Genomic DNA, 18,052 nt, shown 5'->3' with positions numbered 1-18,052 from the left:
CGTTGCCAATCTATCTGTGAATGTAGGGAATGGCCGGGCAGACACTTCGCCGAGCTACAACATCCGTGGCCAGAATTCGATCAACGGTACCGACGGTCCGATGGTGGTTATTGACGGCATCATTATGGACGCCGCTGCTTTGAACAACCTCAATCCCCAGGATATTGAAAATGTAAGTGTGCTGAAAGATGCAGCTTCGGCGGCTATTTATGGTTCGCGTGCGGCTTTCGGGGTGATTTTGGTTAAAACCAAATCGGGGCGGACTGAAAAACCGCAGATCAGCTACAACAACAACTTTGTGATCAAGCAGCCGACTTACCGGCCGCAGATCGTGGAAGACCCGTATACTAACTTTTGGTACTCCAATCAAATGGGCGCTTTTCAGTTCGGCGCGCACGTGCTGGAATATGCCCAGCGGCTGCAAAACGACCCGAGCCTGCCAAAATTTATGGAGTTCGGTGGTTCCTGGACTTATTTTGAAAGTACAAACTGGTATGATCAGATTTTCAGAAAACAAGCATTTTCAACACAGCACGGGATTGAGATCTCCGGTAAAACAGATCGCGTTAATTATCTGTTGTCGGGAAATTTCCAGCATGAAGATGGTCTGCTGAAACCTGTTGCCGAAGATTTCAACCGCTATAATATCCGCAGCAAGCTGGATTTCAGGGTGACCGACTGGTGGACGATCGGGAACAACACCAGCTTTATGCGTAACAGCTACGCCCGCCCCAGCGCATTCAGCGACTCATTTTTATTTTACTCCCAAACAATGGGATCTTACGAGGCAGTGCGCAATCCGGAAGGCGGCTGGTCGTCGGCGGGTGTTCAAAATGATCGACGGTGGCCAGGCAGAAACCACGAACAATCTCTTTCAATCCTCGCTCAACACGAAGGTATCTTTACTGAAAGATGTGCTGGATTTGCAGGGCAATTTTGCCTATACCAATAATCTGACGCTGAATCAGTGGGGTAATTTTTCTGTCCCCTATAAACGCGGTCCGAGCCTGCCCTTCATTTCGGGAGGTAACAATGCAGCTGCGAGAGGCACCACACCCCGCACCCAGATCTACATGGACGCCTATGCGAATTTTACCAAAACATTTGCGCAGAAGCATTTCGTGAACATCATGGCGGGTTACAGCCAGGAATCGTACCGAAATCAGTATCTGTACTACGACCGGGTGGGGCTTGTGACACCTACTTTCCCAACGCCGCAGCTCGCAACAGGTACCATATCCTTGCAGGAGAGCGTCACCAAGTGGGCAATGCGAAGCGGATTTGCGAGGCTGAACTACATTTTTGACAATAAATACATTGTGGAAATGAATGGCCGCTATGATGGATCTTCCCGCTTCCCGAAAGGCAAACGCTTTGTTTTTAATCCCTCGGCTTCGGTGGCTTGGGTACTCTCCAACGAATCATTTATGGAATTCCTGACTCCGGTAGCAAGTCACCTGAAAGTGCGGGCATCTTACGGACAGCTTGCGAACCAGGCCAGCAGTGTGTTCGGGTATATGCCTACCATGGGTTTTTCAAGATTGAATGCCATGCTGGACGGTATACGCCCAATGACCGTTGCAGCTCCTGGACTAGTGGCGGGCGACTACACCTGGGAACGCGTGATCACGCGTAACCTCGGGCTCGATATGAACTTCCTGCGCGACAGGCTGTCCTTCTCGGGTGACCTTTACATCAGAGACACAAAGGATATGCTCACCAAGGCCAAAACCTATCCCGGTACACTCGGCGCGGCTGCTCCCAATGTCAATGCGGCCGACCTGCAAACCAGAGGATGGGAAGTTAACCTGGGCTGGCGCGACGGGTTTAAGCTTGGTAAAGATGATTTCAGATACAATTTCAACCTTATCCTTTCGGATAACCGCGCCAGGATCACCCGGTACGACAATGCGACCGGCACGCTGGACGACCATTATGTAGGAAAGCGGTTGGGCGAAATCTGGGGATTGACCACTTTGGGCTACTTTGGCAGCAATGACGAAGTGAAGTCCCACGCAGATCAGTCGCAGGTATCTTCCAATGCGTATCCGCTCGAAGCGGGTGACCTCAAATTCGCTGACCTTAACGGGGATGGAAAAGTAAATCGCGGACAATGGACACTCAATGACCACGGCGATTATTCAATCATCGGCAATAGCGAGCCGCGCTATGCATTTGGTTTGAACCTACGCGGCGAATGGAAAGGTTTTGATGTAGGCGCATTTTCCAGGGTGTGGGCAGACGTAATTTTTACCCAACTTACCGCAGCACTACGACGGATTACGAGTTTTACAGCTACTACGCTACGCAATGGACGCACCTCACCCCGCACATGCGTGATAACCACTGGACGCCTGAACGAACTGATACATTCTATCCCCGCCTCAAACCCGGCATTGCTGAGACACCCGGCAGGGAAATGGCCGTCGAGCAGACCCGCTACCTGCAGAACGCCGCATACGTGCGTTTGAAAAACCTCTCCATCGGATACACGCTTCCCGCGAATGCCGCCAGAGCGGTCCGTCTGAGTAGGGTACGCGTTTTTGCCAGCGGGGATAACCTGTTTACGTGGAGCAAGCTTCCTAAGTTTTACCAGGTTGATCCGGAACTTGCCGGACGTGCAAGCAATGGGGGCGGGATCGCCTATTCCCTGCAGCGCGTCTTCTCCTGCGGCCTGAATGTAACTTTCTAAATCTCAAAATGTCATGTGCATGCATGACTTCATTCTGTATCTGTTATGAAAACCAAGCTGTTTAAACATAGATCCCTGGTCCTGACGCTTCTGGCAACCATCCTGCTGGTCAGTTGCGACGATGCTTTTCTAGATGTGCGCCCCGAAACGGAGATCACTGCGGATGCATTCTTCGCTACACCTGCAGATCTTGAAATTTATTCCAATCAATTTTACACCTACCTGCCCGATCCAGTCAATGACCGGGGATCGGACAATGTAGTAGCTACAGCGATTGATAATGAGTATGCGTATATGGTGATGAGAGGCGTGGTCAATCCCGACAATGTGGGTCAATGGGCTGCACACTGGAACCGGTTGCGCACGATTAATTTTATGCTCGAAAGGGTCAATCAGACGACCGGAAATGCTGCCGATATCAATCATTTTGTCGGAATCGGACGTTTTTTTCGGGCTATGCATTACTACGATCTGGTAAGGCAATATTCTGATGTGCCCTGGTATGGACGTACATTAAAGACTACCGACAATGAACTGCTATTCAAATCCCAGGATCCCAGGGCGGTGGTAGTTGATTCGATTATGGCGGACCTGGCTTTTGCAGTGGAGCATATCAAGCCTTCTATTGATGGAAAAGTTTCTAAGACACGATTGACGAAGTACGCTGCATTAGCCGCGCAGAGCCGCATTGCACTTGAAGAAGGTACCACGCGAAAATACCGCAAGGAGCTGGGCCTGAACGATGGAAACCGTTTTCTGGAAGTTTCCCGTAATGCGGCGAAACAACTTATGGATACGGGCCTTTTCTCAATTTTTACTGTCAATGGAGCTGGCGAACGCAAACGGGCGTATGAAGCACTTTTCAACAGCGAAAGTCTGAGCGGTAATCCTGAAATGATCCTGATCCGGGAATACAACCTCGCCGAAGGTGTTACCAATACCAAAAAGGCGGTTTTTAATGAAAATACGGGTTTGTCGCGTGACTTAATGGAAGCGTATCTGGCAGTTCAGAATGGAAAAGCAGTGCCGTTCCAGCAGGTAGCCGGTTACCAGACCATGACCTACTGGCAGGTGTTCCAGAACAGGGATCCCCGCCTGAATCAGACATTCATGCAGCCGGGCTTTAAAATGCCGGGAAATCCCAAGATCGCCTACCCGAACTGGAACATAGGCGGATACCCGCAGGTGAAATCGTATCCGACAGATGCAGACCAGATTGACCTTGCGGGCGGACGCGGGCATACCGATAATCCTGTTTTCAGGCTGGCAGAGGTTTATCTCAACTACTGTGAAGCGAAAGCAGAACTGGGTGAGCTCACGCAGGCTGACCTCGACCTGGCGATCAAACCCTTGCGCGACCGGGTAGGAATGCCCGCACCAGTGCTGGCTGACTGGCTGGCAAATATCGATGCGCGCCTTGCCGGCAAGTACCCCAATGTTACTTCCGCGCAGCGCGGGGCTGTACTTGAACTGCGCCGTGAACGTCGCGTGGAACTTGCCTGCGAAGGCTTTCGCCTGAACGATCTGAAACGCTGGAAAGTAGCAAACCTTGCTGCTGAAACACCGGTGGGAATCTACATTGGCAAACTCGGGGCAGTAGACATCTCAGGCGACGGGGTACCGGAATTCTACATTTCAGAAGCTGGCGAAGGAATGGAGCAGGTACGTCAGCAATATCCGGGTGTTGAGATTTTTGAATATAAACTAAATGCGTCGCCTTTTGAGTTGACCGGTGGTGATAAAGGATTTATCAGGATCAAAGCACAGAACAACATATTTAGTTTTCCCGAAAAATACTACTACCGTCCTGTCAGCAATCAGGATATCCTAGTTAATCCAAATTTGAAACAACATCCCCTGTGGCAATAGTGGCTGATCAAATTCTTTCGGGGAAATAATCGGGAGTGAATGCATAAAAATGAAAAGAGTGCAGATGGTTGGTTTCAATCGTCTGCACTCTTTTGTTTTTCCGGCAATGGAAAAAATGCCGGATGATCTGCAAAAATGAAGCGGGTTAAGTAAATGAACCTGGTAATGGATCCGTTTTCCGGAGTTTGGCTACGTAATGCCCCGATTTCACTAAGCCGGGTGGCTCAGGACTGATGAACTTTGCATATCACAAAATTCAAAATCAATCCTACTATGAAACAGTCACAAACACCCATCATGAGCTTTGGTCCGGTTGTATTACCAGTTGCAGGCCGTCACGTGGACCTTGAAATGAAAGTTTCTGCTCCTGCGAGTGGAAACAACCTGCCGGTCATTCTTCTTTCGCATGGGCATGGTCCCTCCAACTTTCTGTCTTCTTACAGAGGGTATAGTCCGATGGTTGATTTTTTTGCAGCAAACGGGTTTGTCGTTATTCAACCTACACATCAAAATTCCAGAGCGCTTGGCCTTCCCGCATCTCTTCCCGAAGCACCCCTGTTTTGGAGTTCACGGGCATCGGATATGACATTTATCCTTGATCATTTAGACGAAATAATTGCCACAGTACCTGGGTTGAGCGGTAGAGTTGATAAGACAAAAGTCGCTGCCGTCGGCCACTCCATGGGCGGGCAGACTGTGGCTATGCTGGCCGGTATGGAAGTTACTGACCCCGCAACAGGTAAAATAGTGAATGCCGCAGAACCAAGATTGAAAGCACTGGTGCTGATTGGCGCATCAGGCGGACCGGAAGGCTTTAACGGAGTCAACAGACAGCATTATCCAGTGCTGGCCGCAGGCAATTTCAGCACCATGACTTTGCCAGCACTTGTTGTAAATGGCGATAAAGATATCAACCTCATGTTTTCGGATGTGGACAACTGGCGTGCAGACGCTTATTACCTAAGTCCCGGCCCAAAGGACCTGCTGACGGTATTTGGAGCCGAGCATATTTTCGGCGGCATTTCAGGGTATGATGCCCGGGAAACAAGTGATGAAAATCCGGAGCGTGTTGCCTTTGTATGTGAAAGCATTCTTGCCTATGTTCGGAGTACATTTGATCCGAGCGATGCAAGCTGGGAAGAAGCCAAAAGATCGCTTAACGGCGTACCGGGTGCATTAGGCAGCATTGAAAGTAAATATTAAAACAGGCATTATGAAGGATGACATATCTAGCCACAGATTCAATTCCTTATCAAGGCTGCATAAGGCGCTGGACATACCGGCGCCTATGCACCCACTGGTAAGTTTGATCAATAATGCGGCGGGGACGGTTCCGCTGGAAAGGCTTCCCAACCCCCACATTCTGGATTTCTACAAGATCTCCTATAAGATGAACTTCCAGGGGAAGTTTAGATACGGGCAGCATTACTATGATTTTGATGAGGGAGGAATGTTTTTTGTTTCGCCGAATCAGATCACGGGAGGTCACGAGCCACTAAGTGATCAATCGGGTTATACTTTACTTTTCCACCCGGATTTTCTTTTGGGTTACGAGCTCGCCAGGAAGATCAAAGCGTATGGGTTTTTCTCCTATTCCATTCATGAAGCGCTGCATTTATCGGAAAAAGAAAAAACCACGATCATTTCTGTTTTTGAAAGTATTGAAGAGGAATTAAAAGGCAGAATTGACAATTTCAGCCAGGACGTTGTGATATCTCAGATCGAATTGCTGCTGAATTATGCTAACCGTTTTTACAACCGGCAATTCATAACCCGAAAGGCAGTAAGCAACGATCTCCTGCAAAAGGTTGAGGCCATTTTACACGCCTACTTTCAGTCATCACCGTCAAAAATGCAGGGACTACCCACTGTCCAGTTTCTTTCTGAGCAGTTAAACGTGAGTGCGAGTTATCTAAGTGATATGTTGCGGTCAGTTACCGGACAAAACACACAACAGCACATCCATAACCATTTGATTGAAAAGGCAAAGGAACAATTGTCGACGAGCGATGCTTCGATAAGCGAAATAGCGTATGCATTAGGGTTTGAACATCCCCAGTCGTTTAGCAAACTTTTCAAGCTCAAAACCAGCGTGTCGCCATTGGATTTCAGGCGTTCCTTCAATTAAGCTTAGTTGGGTACAGTACACGTGCAAGCGCATTTGCTCCCAATTTAGCGTGTACTTACTTACTTTTTTGACGGAAATCCAGATTATGAAATGCAAAGATGCGCAGCACGTTATTGCTGTTAAACCTGTTGCCTGCGGGTAACTGCTGAAACTGATTCATATAGCCAACCTGAACATTCAACCCTTTGGTAAACTGGTAGCCCAGCCCGAAAAACAACCGGTTCTGATCGAAAACGTTGTATGTAATTTCTTTGCCGGCGTTGATATGAACCTCGTCATTGAAGGCGAAGAAAAGGGTGTTAGGTTCAATAAAGTCCCGGTTCAACGGCACCATCAGGTTAAGAAGGTAGCGGAAACGGAAATTGAAATTATATCCGTCCTGAAGCTGATCATTGGCTATTTTACGGTTAAAGCGTTCTTCAACTCTGATCCATTGCTGGGTCTGCAATCGTTTTTGTCTGCTCGTCCAAAGAACCTGTTGCCATAACCTGTTTTCAGGTCGCACGGTTTGAAGACCTGCTGCGGGGTAACTTCTCGCATACGCATAACCTACCGTAAAACGAAGGTGATCATTGGCATAATACGTAATACCCGGACGGATAATCTGGGTTGCCCATCGGTCCAGAAAGTCGGTGCGCCTTGCGTGGAGGTCAAGCCATATTCCCCATTTATCCGTAAGCCTGCTCTGGTTAAAATACCCGAGCCAAACCCCACTATGGGTGTTAACCTGCTTTTGCGCAGTTGCCGTGATGGAAAGAAGTAAAATGAGTGCTGGTAAAAATCTCTTGATCATTGTATAAGTATTTACAGATAGGTTTTGAGGCAATAGCCGGTTATGGCCGCTGCCAGGATGATGTAAGGTTCTTGTAACTTCTTGATGTAAATCAAACCGAGAATCGATGCCAGCGCAATAAGCGCTGAGGTGATGTCAACGATCGACCGTGAAGCAATGACGACGACAGAGCCTACCAATGCGCCAACAACTGCCGCAGTAATACCGTCAACAAATGCCTTGATGCTTTCATTCTTTGATATTTTCCTGAAATACGGGGCGGGCAGTACCGTAAATATAAAGCAAGGCAGGAACACGCCCAGCGCTGCCACGCTCGCACCTGCGAAACCAGAAACAAGAAAGCCAATGAACCCAACAGTGATGACCACCGGGCCAGGTGTGATCATCGCCACGGCAACCGAATCCAAAAACTGCTGCTCGTTAAGCCAGCCCATTTCTCCGACGACTCCGGCTTGTAAAAAGGGAATTATGGCCAGCCCGCTGCCAAACACAAATGCACCAGCCTCGGTAAAGAACAGACCGAGTTGCCAGAGTTTGCTGCCATCAAATTCCCAGAACCCGGTTGTAACCAACAGCACCACAGATAAGGATTTGGAGGGCTTTTTGATCCATTTTGGCGGGGCCTTGATGATCATGTAAGCCAGTCCGAGTATAATAAAAAGCCAAACTTCTTCCCGCTGGATTATTGCAGTAACCACTGCCATCACAATAAAAAACAGCCATAATAGCCAGCGGTCTTTCATTGCCGTAAATTCCAGTTTGCTGACCGATTTGATCGTGAGTTTGTAGCAACTTAGCGTGATGATACCAATTACTGCCGAGCCGACGCCATAGAATACAGATTGCATCCAGGCCAGTCCACCATATAGCTTGTAAGCCATTCCCAGCAGAACGACCATCACGAATGACGGGAGCACGAAAGCCAGGCCGGTAAGCGTAGCTCCCCAGATTCCATAATGTACGTAGCCAAGATAGATTCCCAGTTGTGCAGCCAGGGGCCCGGGGGCGAGTTGTGCAAGTGCCAAACCTTCGCGGTACTCTTCCTCGGAAATCCATTGACGGTTATCCACCAGATCACGGTGCATATAGCCGATCAATGCTACCGGTCCGCCAAACCCTAGTGTTCCAAGTTTAAGAAAATACCTGGTCAGATCGGTTAGGCTATACTGTGCTATTTTAGGAGGTGTCAAGGTTTCCATGTAAGCTTTCCGGTTAGTCCAGCTACAATCATAGATGTTGCCGTGGGGCATTCGCTTCCCGCGATAAGTGTCTGCTTTTCCATTTCCACAAATAATCTGGTTGATGGTGCAATACTATCAAACCCATTATTTAGAAAATAGAACAGAAATGACCCGTTTGTATGGAGTTTACTTTTTTGATAAAGATTTTCTAAAAAGTGACGGATTCTGACCGGTATGTTGCTTGAATATGCGGTTGAAATGGCTTTGGTCTGAAAAACCAGTCAGGTAAGCTATCTCGGCCAGACTGTTCGAGGTGTTGGTAAGCAGTTCAATCGCTTTCTCAATGCGGAGCTTTCTGATGTACTCGCCGAAGGACATATCACTGAAATATTTGGAGAACTCTCTAGAAACATAAGCGGGATTCATATCAAGCCCGGCTGCGACCTCTTTCAGACTTAAATTGAGATTGGTATCAATCTGGTCCTGAATAATCTCTTTCAGCTGTCTGGCCCATTCCGGAGCTTTACCTCGTTGAGATGTTTTCTGGCTGATGTAAGCATTGAACACTTCGAGTAACAGCTTTTCGGTGGGGTTTTGCGTGTGCCTTTGCTTCTGTAAGTGTTTGGCCCAGCTGTAAAGTGCGTCGTATATCAGCATTCCCTTTTCCAGCAGCTCGTAATCGTCCGTGAAGTTAAAACCGAGCCCGGCTGAGATCGCCCAAAGTCCCGAGCTCTGGGCAGCCAGTGAATGCATGTCCGTATCCGCGCCCCGCACGATCACCGCCATATCCCTGACGGCAGCATCTTCTATGTTGAATTTCTCAATAATGTAATCGAATGTGCAGCGGTCTTCATAATGCGTGAACTCTACACCGGGAATATCAAACGGCGTGGCGTCCAGCTCGGCAGCTTTCGTCAGTACGTCTTCAAAAGGCACATAGTAGAAAACTGCATCCGGATCAACGAAACGTCTGATTAGCCAGGGGCAGGCGATTCTGTCAATTTTGGGCCGCTCGCGGGTTATCCAGTTCATCCCATTTTACATGATTGATTCTCCGTCAAATATATAGCATCGGAGGTGAATGGTTTGTCAGGCTGCGTTAAGAGTGAAAGGAAAACAAGGGAGGAATTGCAACATTGGGACGATATGAAAAGAAAAAAGCCCCTCAACTTTCATTGAAGGGCTTTTGTACCCAGAGCCGGAGTACCATACTTTTTTGATTGCTTTTAACCAGTTTTAACCATCTATATATCAGTATATTTGAGTATTGCAGGGTTTTTGGTATGGGTATTGGCATTGAGTTTATCTACTTTTGATTTACATTTAGCCACCCTTTTGACCACCCTTTAACTACACTTAACTGGTTTTAATAGAGATGAAAGTAAGTTTTGAGCTTAGAAAGGAGAAAGTTAGTTCAAGTGGATTAATGCCCGTGCAGTTTGTTCTGCGGGCTGATAGCGTCCGAATCCGGCGTAATGTAGGTGTGTCGGTTCAAGAAAAATACTGGGACGGATCCAGGGTTAAACCGAACCTTAAAAAAGAACCAAGCAATAACTACCATCACATTAATGATGAATTGCAGAAAGTAGAGGAAAGGATAAACGATATCTTTTTCTTTTTCCGAGCAAACAAACTACCATTCTCAAAGGAGCTGTTCCTGAGTAAGTTCGACAGCGAGGTTGAAATTAAAGCAGTCACGATCGAGTTCTTCGAATGCTTTGGTGAGTTTATTGATGGTGGAAAGCTTACCAAAACCTACAATACCGTAAAAGCGCAAACCTCAGTAATGAATTTCTTGAAGCAGTTTGAAATGGATTTCGCATCGAAAATTTCGTTTGATTCCATCAATGACGTCTTTTTTGAAGAGCTGTCAAGATACGCTATTAAGGAGAGGAAAATAAAAAACAACTATTTCGCAAAAATAGTAGCGGTCATGAAAAGCATGCTCAGGTGGAGCATAAAGAAAGGCTACAACGAGAATCGGAAGTTTGAGGATTTTCGGGCTTCGGAACATGACGTAGACATTGTTTACCTAACTTTCGAGGAGCTGATGTGCTTGTACAATCACGATTTTGAAAATAATAGACTGGCACATGTGCGTGACTTTTACTGCATGGGATGTTTCACCGGATTGAGATTTTCAGACCTATCCAAGCTGCATTTAGCAAATATCAGTGATGAGCACATTGTGATATCTATTCAAAAAACAAAAACTCAAAATCACGCTATTAAGCTAAATAGATATGCCAAGGCGATCCTTGAGAAGTATAAAAACACTGTTTACGAGCCCTTGCCCACTATATCTTCTCAGAAATTCAATGACTATATTAAGGAATGTTGCGAGTTAGCCGGTATTATCCAACAATTTACTGCACACTGGTTTATTGGGGTGGAGAAGAAATCAATCACGCAGCCCAAATACAAATTTATTACCAGTCATACTGCCCGTAAGACTTTCATTACAAATTCTTTGCTTCTGGGTATGGAGCCGAAAGCGATCAAGAAGATTGCGAACATTAAGAGAGATGCGGTTCTTGATAAATATATGAAAGTCACAGAAGCATTTACTGATTCTCAAATGGACAACGCATGGAAATGACAAATTACATCGCGATAGGAATAGTAGTGACAGTGCTGACTTTTTTTGCACAAAAATATTTCACGTATTTGAGCAGAGGTGTTTTTGAGATTCAATCTCAAAAAATTATGAACTTTCTGTTTTTTCGTTCCTTTCGTTGGTTTCGTTACAGTTTTCCTGGATTTAACATTCTTGTTAATATTTATGTCATATATAGCCTCTTGAGTATCAGCGTAGACTGGATAACAATTTGTTTTTCTGCGGGTCTGTTTTGCTGTGCTTGTGTACTATCTTACAAATTACATTCAGTTATCAGTGCAGATAAGGACTTTTTTCTTTTTTATAAATATTCATCGAGTGTTAGATATTATAATTCGCTCAATGAAGCTGAGCGGAGAGAGGTTTACGGAGTTATTTTACGAAGGCTTAGTAAGCTAGATATTAAACACTTAGGGCAGAGTCGGCTCATTGACTTTTTTCAGGAAAATTATATCGCCAAACTTGGCTGGGCGATAAGTTTTGAAAGGTTCGATTATTGGTTGGAAAACTCTGAATCTCGGCACTATATTGGAACGCTGTTCTATTCAAAATTTAAAAAGAATATTTATTCTGAGCTGCGTGAAATACAATTATTGAATGAAGCGGTTGATCTTCATGAATATCATCTTTCGCTCTTGGTATCCATATTATTGGAATCCAGCTCTTTTAGATTCGGTGATAACCTGGGTTTACATTATGAATCCAGTCTGGTAAGTGATCGATTTAATAAAATAGTGGCCTTAAACCGGCAAGAAAGTGCATCTAAAATGTTGGATGAGAGGTTACGTGAAATAGAGCGTCGCCTACAAGGCATCGCTCAAAACGGTAACGATGCCTTGAAAATTTCCGAAATACGGGAGTATGTGGAAAATTCCGTTAAGAAAAGTCAGTCCGATCAGGATTTGACAGTTTTCGTTGAAAGGTTGGACGAGATCTCCGAAGATGTTAAAATGATTAAATCAAATGGCGCCACAGAGGAAAATCTGATTGAGTTAAACCAGTCAATCACTGACTTGATTAATGAACGTTCCATCCATCGCGATTTTGCAGCAGCAGAAGAACTTGGTAAGGTGGCGGCAGGCATCAGTAGTCTACATGAAAGAAAGCTGGACGTTTTTGCTCAAAAAAATGAAAAAATTGAAAAGCTATTATCCAATCTTACTCCCAGGATTATTTGTGAAATAGATGAGTGTAAAAAAGAAAATGTCTCTGATTATCTTATCAGGCAACTTGAAAGCGATAAAACAGTCGTGCTGGTCAGCAATAATAAGTCTGATATCCGAAAACTAGTTAATGACCATTTCGTTGAAAAAGGTAGCAAAAAGTACAATATTCCTACTGGACGATATAAGGATGAAGATTTTTTTAAGAACAATAGGGATAGTATTTATACCGCCCTGGCAGCACTATCAAATGAATTTAAGTCAATCACTAAGACAAAACTGGCCGAAATCCTTTTCCAAGCACTTCCAAATTCCTTCAATTCTGAAAAGACAATTAAAAATGGTCTAAGTAAGTGGGATAACAAAAAAGGTTGATATTGAAATAATTGACTGATTTTCAAGGCTTTGATTCGGAAATTTGGGTCCTAAGTCAAATCTGACTGGTTTCACTAGAAATTTGCATTGATCATTAAGGTCATGCATGTTTCATTTAAACCAGTTAAAAATCATGTCAGTCCAACTTTATTCCCACGCCAAGGGAGACTTAGAAAAGGCCGTTGAAATCATCCTTCAAAAGGCAAACAGCTTATCGCTTGTAAAAGAAAAAAAATCATCGGAAGAACTTGATGAACTGATCCCACAGGCGGAGGCAGCAAAAGTTATGCAGATTTCTGTCGCTACCATTATAGAGTGGCGCAAGCACAAAGCCCTACCGCATTATAACTTCAACGGTAGATACCTTTATTCAAAGGCCGAATTACTCGAATATGGGAGAAAACGGGGTCAAAAAAAAGCGTAACCACCGCCATGGTCACGCTCTGCAAATCTTTTCAAGCTACTCACCGTAGTCTAAATTAACCTTTATGGAAAAACCTGAATTCTCCTTCTTTAAGGGAGGGATAGGAAATACAATACCCGCAAAAAACCTAACGTTAGAAGAGGCCTTTCAAATTATACGCTCTGATGAGTACAAAACTCAAATAGAATTGATACGTAAAGCTAACGAAAAGTCTCTAATTGACGAACTTAAAAAGAAACTTGATTACTTTGTTTTTGGTGCGATTATACAACAAAAGCGGTCATCACGTAACATAAAAGAATATTCTGGACTCATATGCATTGACTTTGATAATGTCACAAGCTTAGAAAGAATCAAGGGCAAAATTTGTAAGGATAAGTATGTGATCCTCTGTTTTGTAAGCCCTTCGGGGAATGGGTTGAAGATTGTCGTAAAAATTGCGACAACTGATTTCAAGCTAGCCTGGGAGTCACTTGCTTGTTATTTCAAGAATCAGTTCGGTATCCAGGCTGATAAATCTGGCAAGGACGCTGTTAGGGCATGTTTTGTAAGTTATGACCCAGATGCACGTATAAATCTATTTGCTGCGGTTTATGATGTTAAGCCTCCGTCAAGTTTAAGCTCTGTAAAATATCAACAGTCAGATTTGGAAAGAGCCAAGTTGGTAGCTGAACGTATAGTCAATTCCGTTGTAGATATAACCGAAGGGTATGACAATTGGATTAAGATTGGTTTTGCTTTGGCGACGTTTGGCGAGAATGGCAGGGAGATTTTCCATCAAGTATCGTCAAAAAATACTTCATATAATGCTGACACAACGGATCAGAAATTTTCTGACTGTCTGAAAAACGGGAAATTCACATCACCTGCTTATTTTTTCAGGGCTGCCAAAGATGCCGGAATTGCTATTCTTAAAAGAAGCAATATCGAATCAGAAAGCGAGTCAATAACCAGAAATGACCTATTTATCAGGGATAATGTGATAACGTATGACTTACAAAACTTTGAAATCGTTGTAAAATCAGGAAAGGGAGCTTTTACGATAGCTGAAAACTTTCTGGTATTTATCAAGTATCAAACAAAAGATGAAAAGGATCGGATCACCTGGCTAATCGAAATTCAGCGTCCAGATGAAGAGAATCTATACATTACTATTCCGCACGATGATCTATTTGAAGCAAAAGCAATTGAGAAGATTTTCGGGGCATACAAGCTCAGTTTTTCTTTAAATTCACTCCAATTGCAAAAATTGAGGAAGTTTCTGTTTCTAAGCACCACTTTCCCAGTGGCTCAATCCGTTTTGCGGTATGGAATGGAGCCTAATTCTGAGCTCTATTTTTTCTCTAACCTAGCCATAAGTAAAACAGGATCATTACTAAAGCCTGATATTCATGGCATCATAAATTTTGACGACCAGTATTACAAGCTTCCCAATTACCAGAAAGGAGCTCCTTCGGCATTTGAGTATTCAGAAAATGAAGTAACGTTTAATGACTGGTTTCAGTTATTCTCGTTGGCGCAAGGCGAGTACATAAGCTTTCTAGCCGCTTCCTTTTTGCTATTCAGCATATTCCGGGACATAGGCGTCAAGATCAATAACTTTTCACCAATGCTCTTTATTTCGGGTGTTGCCGGATCGGGCAAGAGTACAACATTCATCCATTTGAACTACGTATTCGGCACTGATGGAAAGGGAATGACTGTTAATTTAAAGGGAAAAAATACTGAAGCAGCCGTCGTCGCAAAAATGGAACAGCGATACAATGGTTTTCAGTTTGGCGACGAATACTACCCAAACCATCCGCTCACTCCCTTATTTCAAGCCTCATTCGATAACAAGGCTTATTCTAAACTCAATCAATTTTCGGAAAATTACATTGACACCATTGACCTGGTTCCAAAATGTACCGTTGGCTTTGCCTCCAATTTTTTACCAGATTTACCAGCTGATGAACCTTTTTTTAGCCGTCTAGTGCTGATAATTAACAATAATCGAAAGCCATCCAATATTCAAAAGGAAGCATATAAAGCCCTTGTGGAGCTGGAACAAAAGGGTATCACCTCTGTTTTGAGACAACTTTGGTCATACAGAGATGTTATCAAGGCTGAGTATAAAAAGGCGTATCAGGATTTAAAGTCTGCATTTGAAAAGTCTCTGGAGCCGTACCATATCAGTAATCACCGATACATATATAATGTAGCTCAGCTTTTGTCCGTCCCATACATTCTTGCAAAACAAGACATTATAAGACTAACGGATGATGACGACGTCCTTTCTTTTTTCCTGGAGCATGGGAAAAAGGCAATACTAACGTCAGAAGAAATTTCGAAGGATAAATCATCGTTGCAGGAATTCTTCGGCGTAGTTCAGGAACTATTGGATAGAGGAGCGCTGATTCCAAATGTTCATTACCGATTGAATAGCTCTGACGTGACAATTAATTTTCGGAGAGTTTACAAAAAGTTTGAATTTGAATTTAAGCGTTTGAACCGGTTTGAAGTTGCACCACCATCCATTCACATACTGAGAGAAGAGCTTCTACAACTGGTCAATAAGCCTGAATCTGAGTTTTTCAAAAAGCTTCGTTTTGCAAAAGAAAATGAATTCGGTAAAATTGATTTCGCACGAGATTCATTTTCAATCGATTGTAAAATTTTGAAAGAAAAATTCGATTTTGAAATCGGCTGAAAAAATGCCACGCTGCCACGCTTAGTATAAAGGGTATTAAGTGACTATATATCAATTATTTATGTCATAAAAATACGTGGCATTTTCCGTGGCATTGCGTGGCATTTGTGGTATTGTGGCAGAGTGTGGCATTAAAAAGCCACGCGGAAAAATATATAATGATCTTATCCACAGTAAGTTAAATACGTTGTGGCAAATAGTTGAGGCGTGGCAGGAAAAGACATATCAAAAAATAAAAAGAATGGACAAAAAAACGATAAAAGAACTTTACGAGTGTAAAGACCGAAGGAGGCAACTCGCTCTGTTTAAAGCTTATTCTTCCTGGCTGTTTATGGACGCCTCGTTGAAATTTATACAGGAACGGATTAATCGAGATCTGGGCTTTAACCTGGTCACTGTACGGGATATCAAATACATCAGACACCACTTTAAAGGCCAGCTGCAAATCGTCCCCAAATCTTCTATGGCAGTGAATGTCAAAGCCCCGGAAGCAATATTTCAAGAACGACCGGCAGATGTTGTTTCCTGGACGAATCCGGATGAAGTAGGCAGCAATCAAAACATTTTAAAAACTAAATTTTCCTAATGATCATGAAACAAGTACATTTTATCATGCAGAGCAAAGGAGGAGTAGGCAAAAGCCTGCTAGCAGCTCTAATCGGTTTAAAAAGTCAAAATTCGGAGTCCACGGCTTTTGTTGACCTGGATTGCAGCACTAAGTCATCGATGAGACAACTGAAATTTCTGGGCGGAAACAGACTGGAGGCTGTTTCTCTTCTGAATGAAAAGGAGGTTTTGGTGCGGGATAATCTAGTATCATATCTCGAGAGTCTAGTAAACACACCATTTGAAGAAATCATTTTTGATTTTGGAGCGCCTGAGTCAGAGCAGTTTCCTGCATTGATTGAAAGAGATTTGCCGTTTGAAGAGTTTATGGAGATGCTTCAAATGAAAGTTAACTATCACATCGTTATTGGCGGTGGAAGCGCTTACATTCCCTCAGTCCAGTTTCTGCAGAACCTGTACAGGATCGTTGATAATAAAGCATCCCTCACAGTATGGGCATCGATCACGACATTTAATCACCAACCAATGCTTTTAAAAGAGTTGCAGCAAAACTGTGAAAAGCTGGGTTTGAAATTATGCAAGTTTGGAGATTTTGATCCTCAAAGCCATTTGGGTGGGCAGATTCTGGACTCCATACGACTGGGTATTCCTCTTGAACAGTATAGCCCTGGATCGAAACTCCGAATGCGGAAAGAACTTACTGAAAACATTAATTTTTAGGATCAATGCAAGAGGTTAACCAAGAGTATCTCAACCGGATTAAAGGGCGGTACACGGAAAAATATGCCACTGTAATGGATGACTGGACTGCAATCATTTTGCACGAGGTGAACGAAGCGGTTGCGCTATTACGAAGGGAAAACAGCTCAAAACTTTCTGAAAGTATTCAGGAAATCAGCGCTGCTTCTGAAAAAATTAGAGGTCAGGTACACCAGGTCCGTTTTGATAACAAACAACAAGCTTTTTTCTATGGATTGGGCAACCACTTACTTTATGGATTGACCGGTATTCTCGGTATCTGTTCAATTATCTGGATATACACAACCCAAACAGATTTTTCTGAAAAGCGCGAGTTTGTTAATCAGCACCCCGCTGTCGAGAAATTTCAAAGCATTTATCTGAATGGTAAGACTATTAACCAGGATGGATATGAATTTCTTGTAGTTGAACCAATTGAAGGCGATAAAGTGGAATTTGCTCGTAACTACCTGTATGACAAGAAGAACAATCGTGTATTGGTCCCAATTAGACGAAAATGAAACCAATTAAACCGGTTTAAACCTAATTGATCCCAGTTGAACCATCCTATACAAACGGTTTAAAAGCAAGCTATCGCCTGTACGTCGCGAAAAGCGAGCGTACAGGCGAGAACTTGTTGGGGATACCCCAAACCCCAATATTCGCTTGGGCTCATATTTAAAAAAAACAGAAATGGAAAAGATAAAAGGCCGACCGTCGCTGCCGTCTAAAAGGCAGAAGAGACTTCATTATTCTGTATGGCTAAATGAAGAACAAAAACAGAAGATTGACGAACGTATTTCAAAAAGTAATCTT

Annotated in this window: 16 protein-coding genes; 13 read left to right on the top strand and 3 right to left on the bottom strand. The window is 43.9% G+C overall.

The window, feature by feature from the left end; all coding sequences use genetic code 11:
• The 6 genes from ACTIE6_RS25315 to ACTIE6_RS25290 all read left to right on the top strand — a co-directional run.
• On the top strand, positions 1-952 hold a 952-nt coding region (locus ACTIE6_RS25315; RefSeq protein WP_439559272.1), incomplete at its 5' end, for a TonB-dependent receptor plug domain-containing protein.
• Positions 834-2,471, top strand: a complete 1,638-nt coding sequence (locus ACTIE6_RS25310; RefSeq protein ID WP_439559271.1) for a TonB-dependent receptor domain-containing protein — start codon at positions 834-836, stop codon at positions 2,469-2,471. The genes ACTIE6_RS25315 and ACTIE6_RS25310, both read left to right, overlap by 119 nt.
• A complete protein-coding gene (locus ACTIE6_RS25305; protein ID WP_439559270.1) occupies positions 2,468-2,692 on the top strand; it encodes a hypothetical protein in 225 nt (74 codons plus the stop codon). The genes ACTIE6_RS25310 and ACTIE6_RS25305 overlap by 4 nt, the downstream gene beginning before the upstream one ends.
• Before the next feature lie 45 nt (positions 2,693-2,737).
• Complete coding sequence (locus tag ACTIE6_RS25300; protein WP_439559269.1) at positions 2,738-4,561, top strand: RagB/SusD family nutrient uptake outer membrane protein; 1,824 nt, start codon at positions 2,738-2,740, stop codon at positions 4,559-4,561.
• 273 nt (positions 4,562-4,834) lie between these two features.
• Positions 4,835-5,764 (top strand): alpha/beta hydrolase family protein, encoded by a 930-nt coding sequence (locus ACTIE6_RS25295; RefSeq protein ID WP_439559268.1) that lies wholly within the window; start codon positions 4,835-4,837, stop codon positions 5,762-5,764.
• Between the two features lie 10 nt (positions 5,765-5,774).
• The gene (locus ACTIE6_RS25290) at positions 5,775-6,689 is read left to right on the top strand and encodes a helix-turn-helix domain-containing protein (protein WP_439559267.1); all 915 of its coding nucleotides are present in this window, start codon (positions 5,775-5,777) and stop codon (positions 6,687-6,689) included.
• A gap of 55 nt (positions 6,690-6,744) precedes the next feature.
• Here ACTIE6_RS25290 and ACTIE6_RS25285 read toward each other — a convergent pair whose 3' ends face one another.
• From ACTIE6_RS25285 to ACTIE6_RS25275, 3 genes are all read right to left on the bottom strand, one after another.
• Complete coding sequence (locus ACTIE6_RS25285) at positions 6,745-7,482, bottom strand: DUF2490 domain-containing protein (protein WP_439559266.1); 738 nt, start codon at positions 7,480-7,482, stop codon at positions 6,745-6,747.
• An 11-nt stretch (positions 7,483-7,493) separates the two neighbouring features.
• Positions 7,494-8,681: a chromate transporter gene (locus ACTIE6_RS25280; protein WP_439559265.1), complete on the bottom strand. Its 1,188-nt coding sequence runs from the start codon at positions 8,679-8,681 to the stop codon at positions 7,494-7,496.
• 168 nt (positions 8,682-8,849) lie between these two features.
• The gene (locus ACTIE6_RS25275) at positions 8,850-9,695 is read right to left on the bottom strand and encodes a chromate resistance protein ChrB domain-containing protein (RefSeq protein WP_439559264.1); all 846 of its coding nucleotides are present in this window, start codon (positions 9,693-9,695) and stop codon (positions 8,850-8,852) included.
• A gap of 343 nt (positions 9,696-10,038) precedes the next feature.
• Between ACTIE6_RS25275 and ACTIE6_RS25270 the strand changes: the two genes are divergently transcribed.
• The 7 genes from ACTIE6_RS25270 (at position 10,039) to ACTIE6_RS25240 (ending at position 17,757) form a co-directional block, all read left to right on the top strand.
• Positions 10,039-11,262 carry a tyrosine-type recombinase/integrase gene (locus ACTIE6_RS25270; protein WP_439559263.1) on the top strand — a complete coding sequence of 408 codons (1,224 nt, stop codon included), beginning with the start codon at positions 10,039-10,041 and terminating at the stop codon, positions 11,260-11,262.
• Positions 11,253-12,818, top strand: coding sequence for a hypothetical protein (locus ACTIE6_RS25265; protein WP_439559262.1), 1,566 nt, complete (start codon positions 11,253-11,255; stop codon positions 12,816-12,818). Before ACTIE6_RS25270 ends, ACTIE6_RS25265 begins: the two co-directional genes overlap by 10 nt.
• 133 nt (positions 12,819-12,951) lie before the next feature.
• Entirely contained in the window at positions 12,952-13,242 is a 291-nt protein-coding gene (locus ACTIE6_RS25260) for a helix-turn-helix domain-containing protein (protein ID WP_439559261.1), read from the top strand.
• Between the two features lie 64 nt (positions 13,243-13,306).
• Positions 13,307-15,931, top strand: coding sequence for a BT4734/BF3469 family protein (locus ACTIE6_RS25255; RefSeq protein WP_439559260.1), 2,625 nt, complete (start codon positions 13,307-13,309; stop codon positions 15,929-15,931).
• A gap of 76 nt (positions 15,932-16,007) precedes the next feature.
• Positions 16,008-16,517, top strand: a complete 510-nt coding sequence (locus ACTIE6_RS25250) for a hypothetical protein (RefSeq protein WP_439559259.1) — start codon at positions 16,008-16,010, stop codon at positions 16,515-16,517.
• 5 nt (positions 16,518-16,522) lie between these two features.
• Entirely contained in the window at positions 16,523-17,218 is a 696-nt protein-coding gene (locus tag ACTIE6_RS25245; RefSeq protein WP_439559258.1) for a hypothetical protein, read from the top strand.
• A 5-nt stretch (positions 17,219-17,223) separates the two neighbouring features.
• A complete protein-coding gene (locus tag ACTIE6_RS25240; RefSeq protein ID WP_439559257.1) occupies positions 17,224-17,757 on the top strand; it encodes a hypothetical protein in 534 nt (177 codons plus the stop codon).
• Positions 17,758-18,052: the final 295 nt, after the last annotated feature.

It is taken from the genome of Dyadobacter sp. (assembly GCF_051859145.1).
Taxonomy (GTDB): Bacteria; Bacteroidota; Bacteroidia; order Cytophagales; family Spirosomataceae; genus Dyadobacter.
The sequence above is the reverse complement of the archived record's forward strand: the minus strand, read 5'-3'. Positions and strand labels throughout refer to the sequence as shown.

What these genes read in the sequence shown, in the direction of transcription:
- ACTIE6_RS25255 (WP_439559260.1), top strand. Translation starts at nt 13,307, where the DNA reads ATGGAAAAACCTGAATTCTCCTTCTTTAAGGGAGGGATAGGAAATACA.
- ACTIE6_RS25275 (WP_439559264.1), bottom strand. Translation starts at nt 9,695, where the DNA reads ATGAACTGGATAACCCGCGAGCGGCCCAAAATTGACAGAATCGCCTGC.
- ACTIE6_RS25285 (WP_439559266.1), bottom strand. Translation starts at nt 7,482, where the DNA reads ATGATCAAGAGATTTTTACCAGCACTCATTTTACTTCTTTCCATCACG.
- ACTIE6_RS25310 (WP_439559271.1), top strand. Translation starts at nt 834, where the DNA reads ATGATCGACGGTGGCCAGGCAGAAACCACGAACAATCTCTTTCAATCC.
- ACTIE6_RS25270 (WP_439559263.1), top strand. Translation starts at nt 10,039, where the DNA reads ATGAAAGTAAGTTTTGAGCTTAGAAAGGAGAAAGTTAGTTCAAGTGGA.
- ACTIE6_RS25300 (WP_439559269.1), top strand. Translation starts at nt 2,738, where the DNA reads ATGAAAACCAAGCTGTTTAAACATAGATCCCTGGTCCTGACGCTTCTG.
- ACTIE6_RS25245 (WP_439559258.1), top strand. Translation starts at nt 16,523, where the DNA reads ATGAAACAAGTACATTTTATCATGCAGAGCAAAGGAGGAGTAGGCAAA.
- ACTIE6_RS25295 (WP_439559268.1), top strand. Translation starts at nt 4,835, where the DNA reads ATGAAACAGTCACAAACACCCATCATGAGCTTTGGTCCGGTTGTATTA.
- ACTIE6_RS25260 (WP_439559261.1), top strand. Translation starts at nt 12,952, where the DNA reads ATGTCAGTCCAACTTTATTCCCACGCCAAGGGAGACTTAGAAAAGGCC.
- ACTIE6_RS25280 (WP_439559265.1), bottom strand. Translation starts at nt 8,681, where the DNA reads ATGGAAACCTTGACACCTCCTAAAATAGCACAGTATAGCCTAACCGAT.
- ACTIE6_RS25240 (WP_439559257.1), top strand. Translation starts at nt 17,224, where the DNA reads ATGCAAGAGGTTAACCAAGAGTATCTCAACCGGATTAAAGGGCGGTAC.
- ACTIE6_RS25265 (WP_439559262.1), top strand. Translation starts at nt 11,253, where the DNA reads ATGGAAATGACAAATTACATCGCGATAGGAATAGTAGTGACAGTGCTG.
- ACTIE6_RS25290 (WP_439559267.1), top strand. Translation starts at nt 5,775, where the DNA reads ATGAAGGATGACATATCTAGCCACAGATTCAATTCCTTATCAAGGCTG.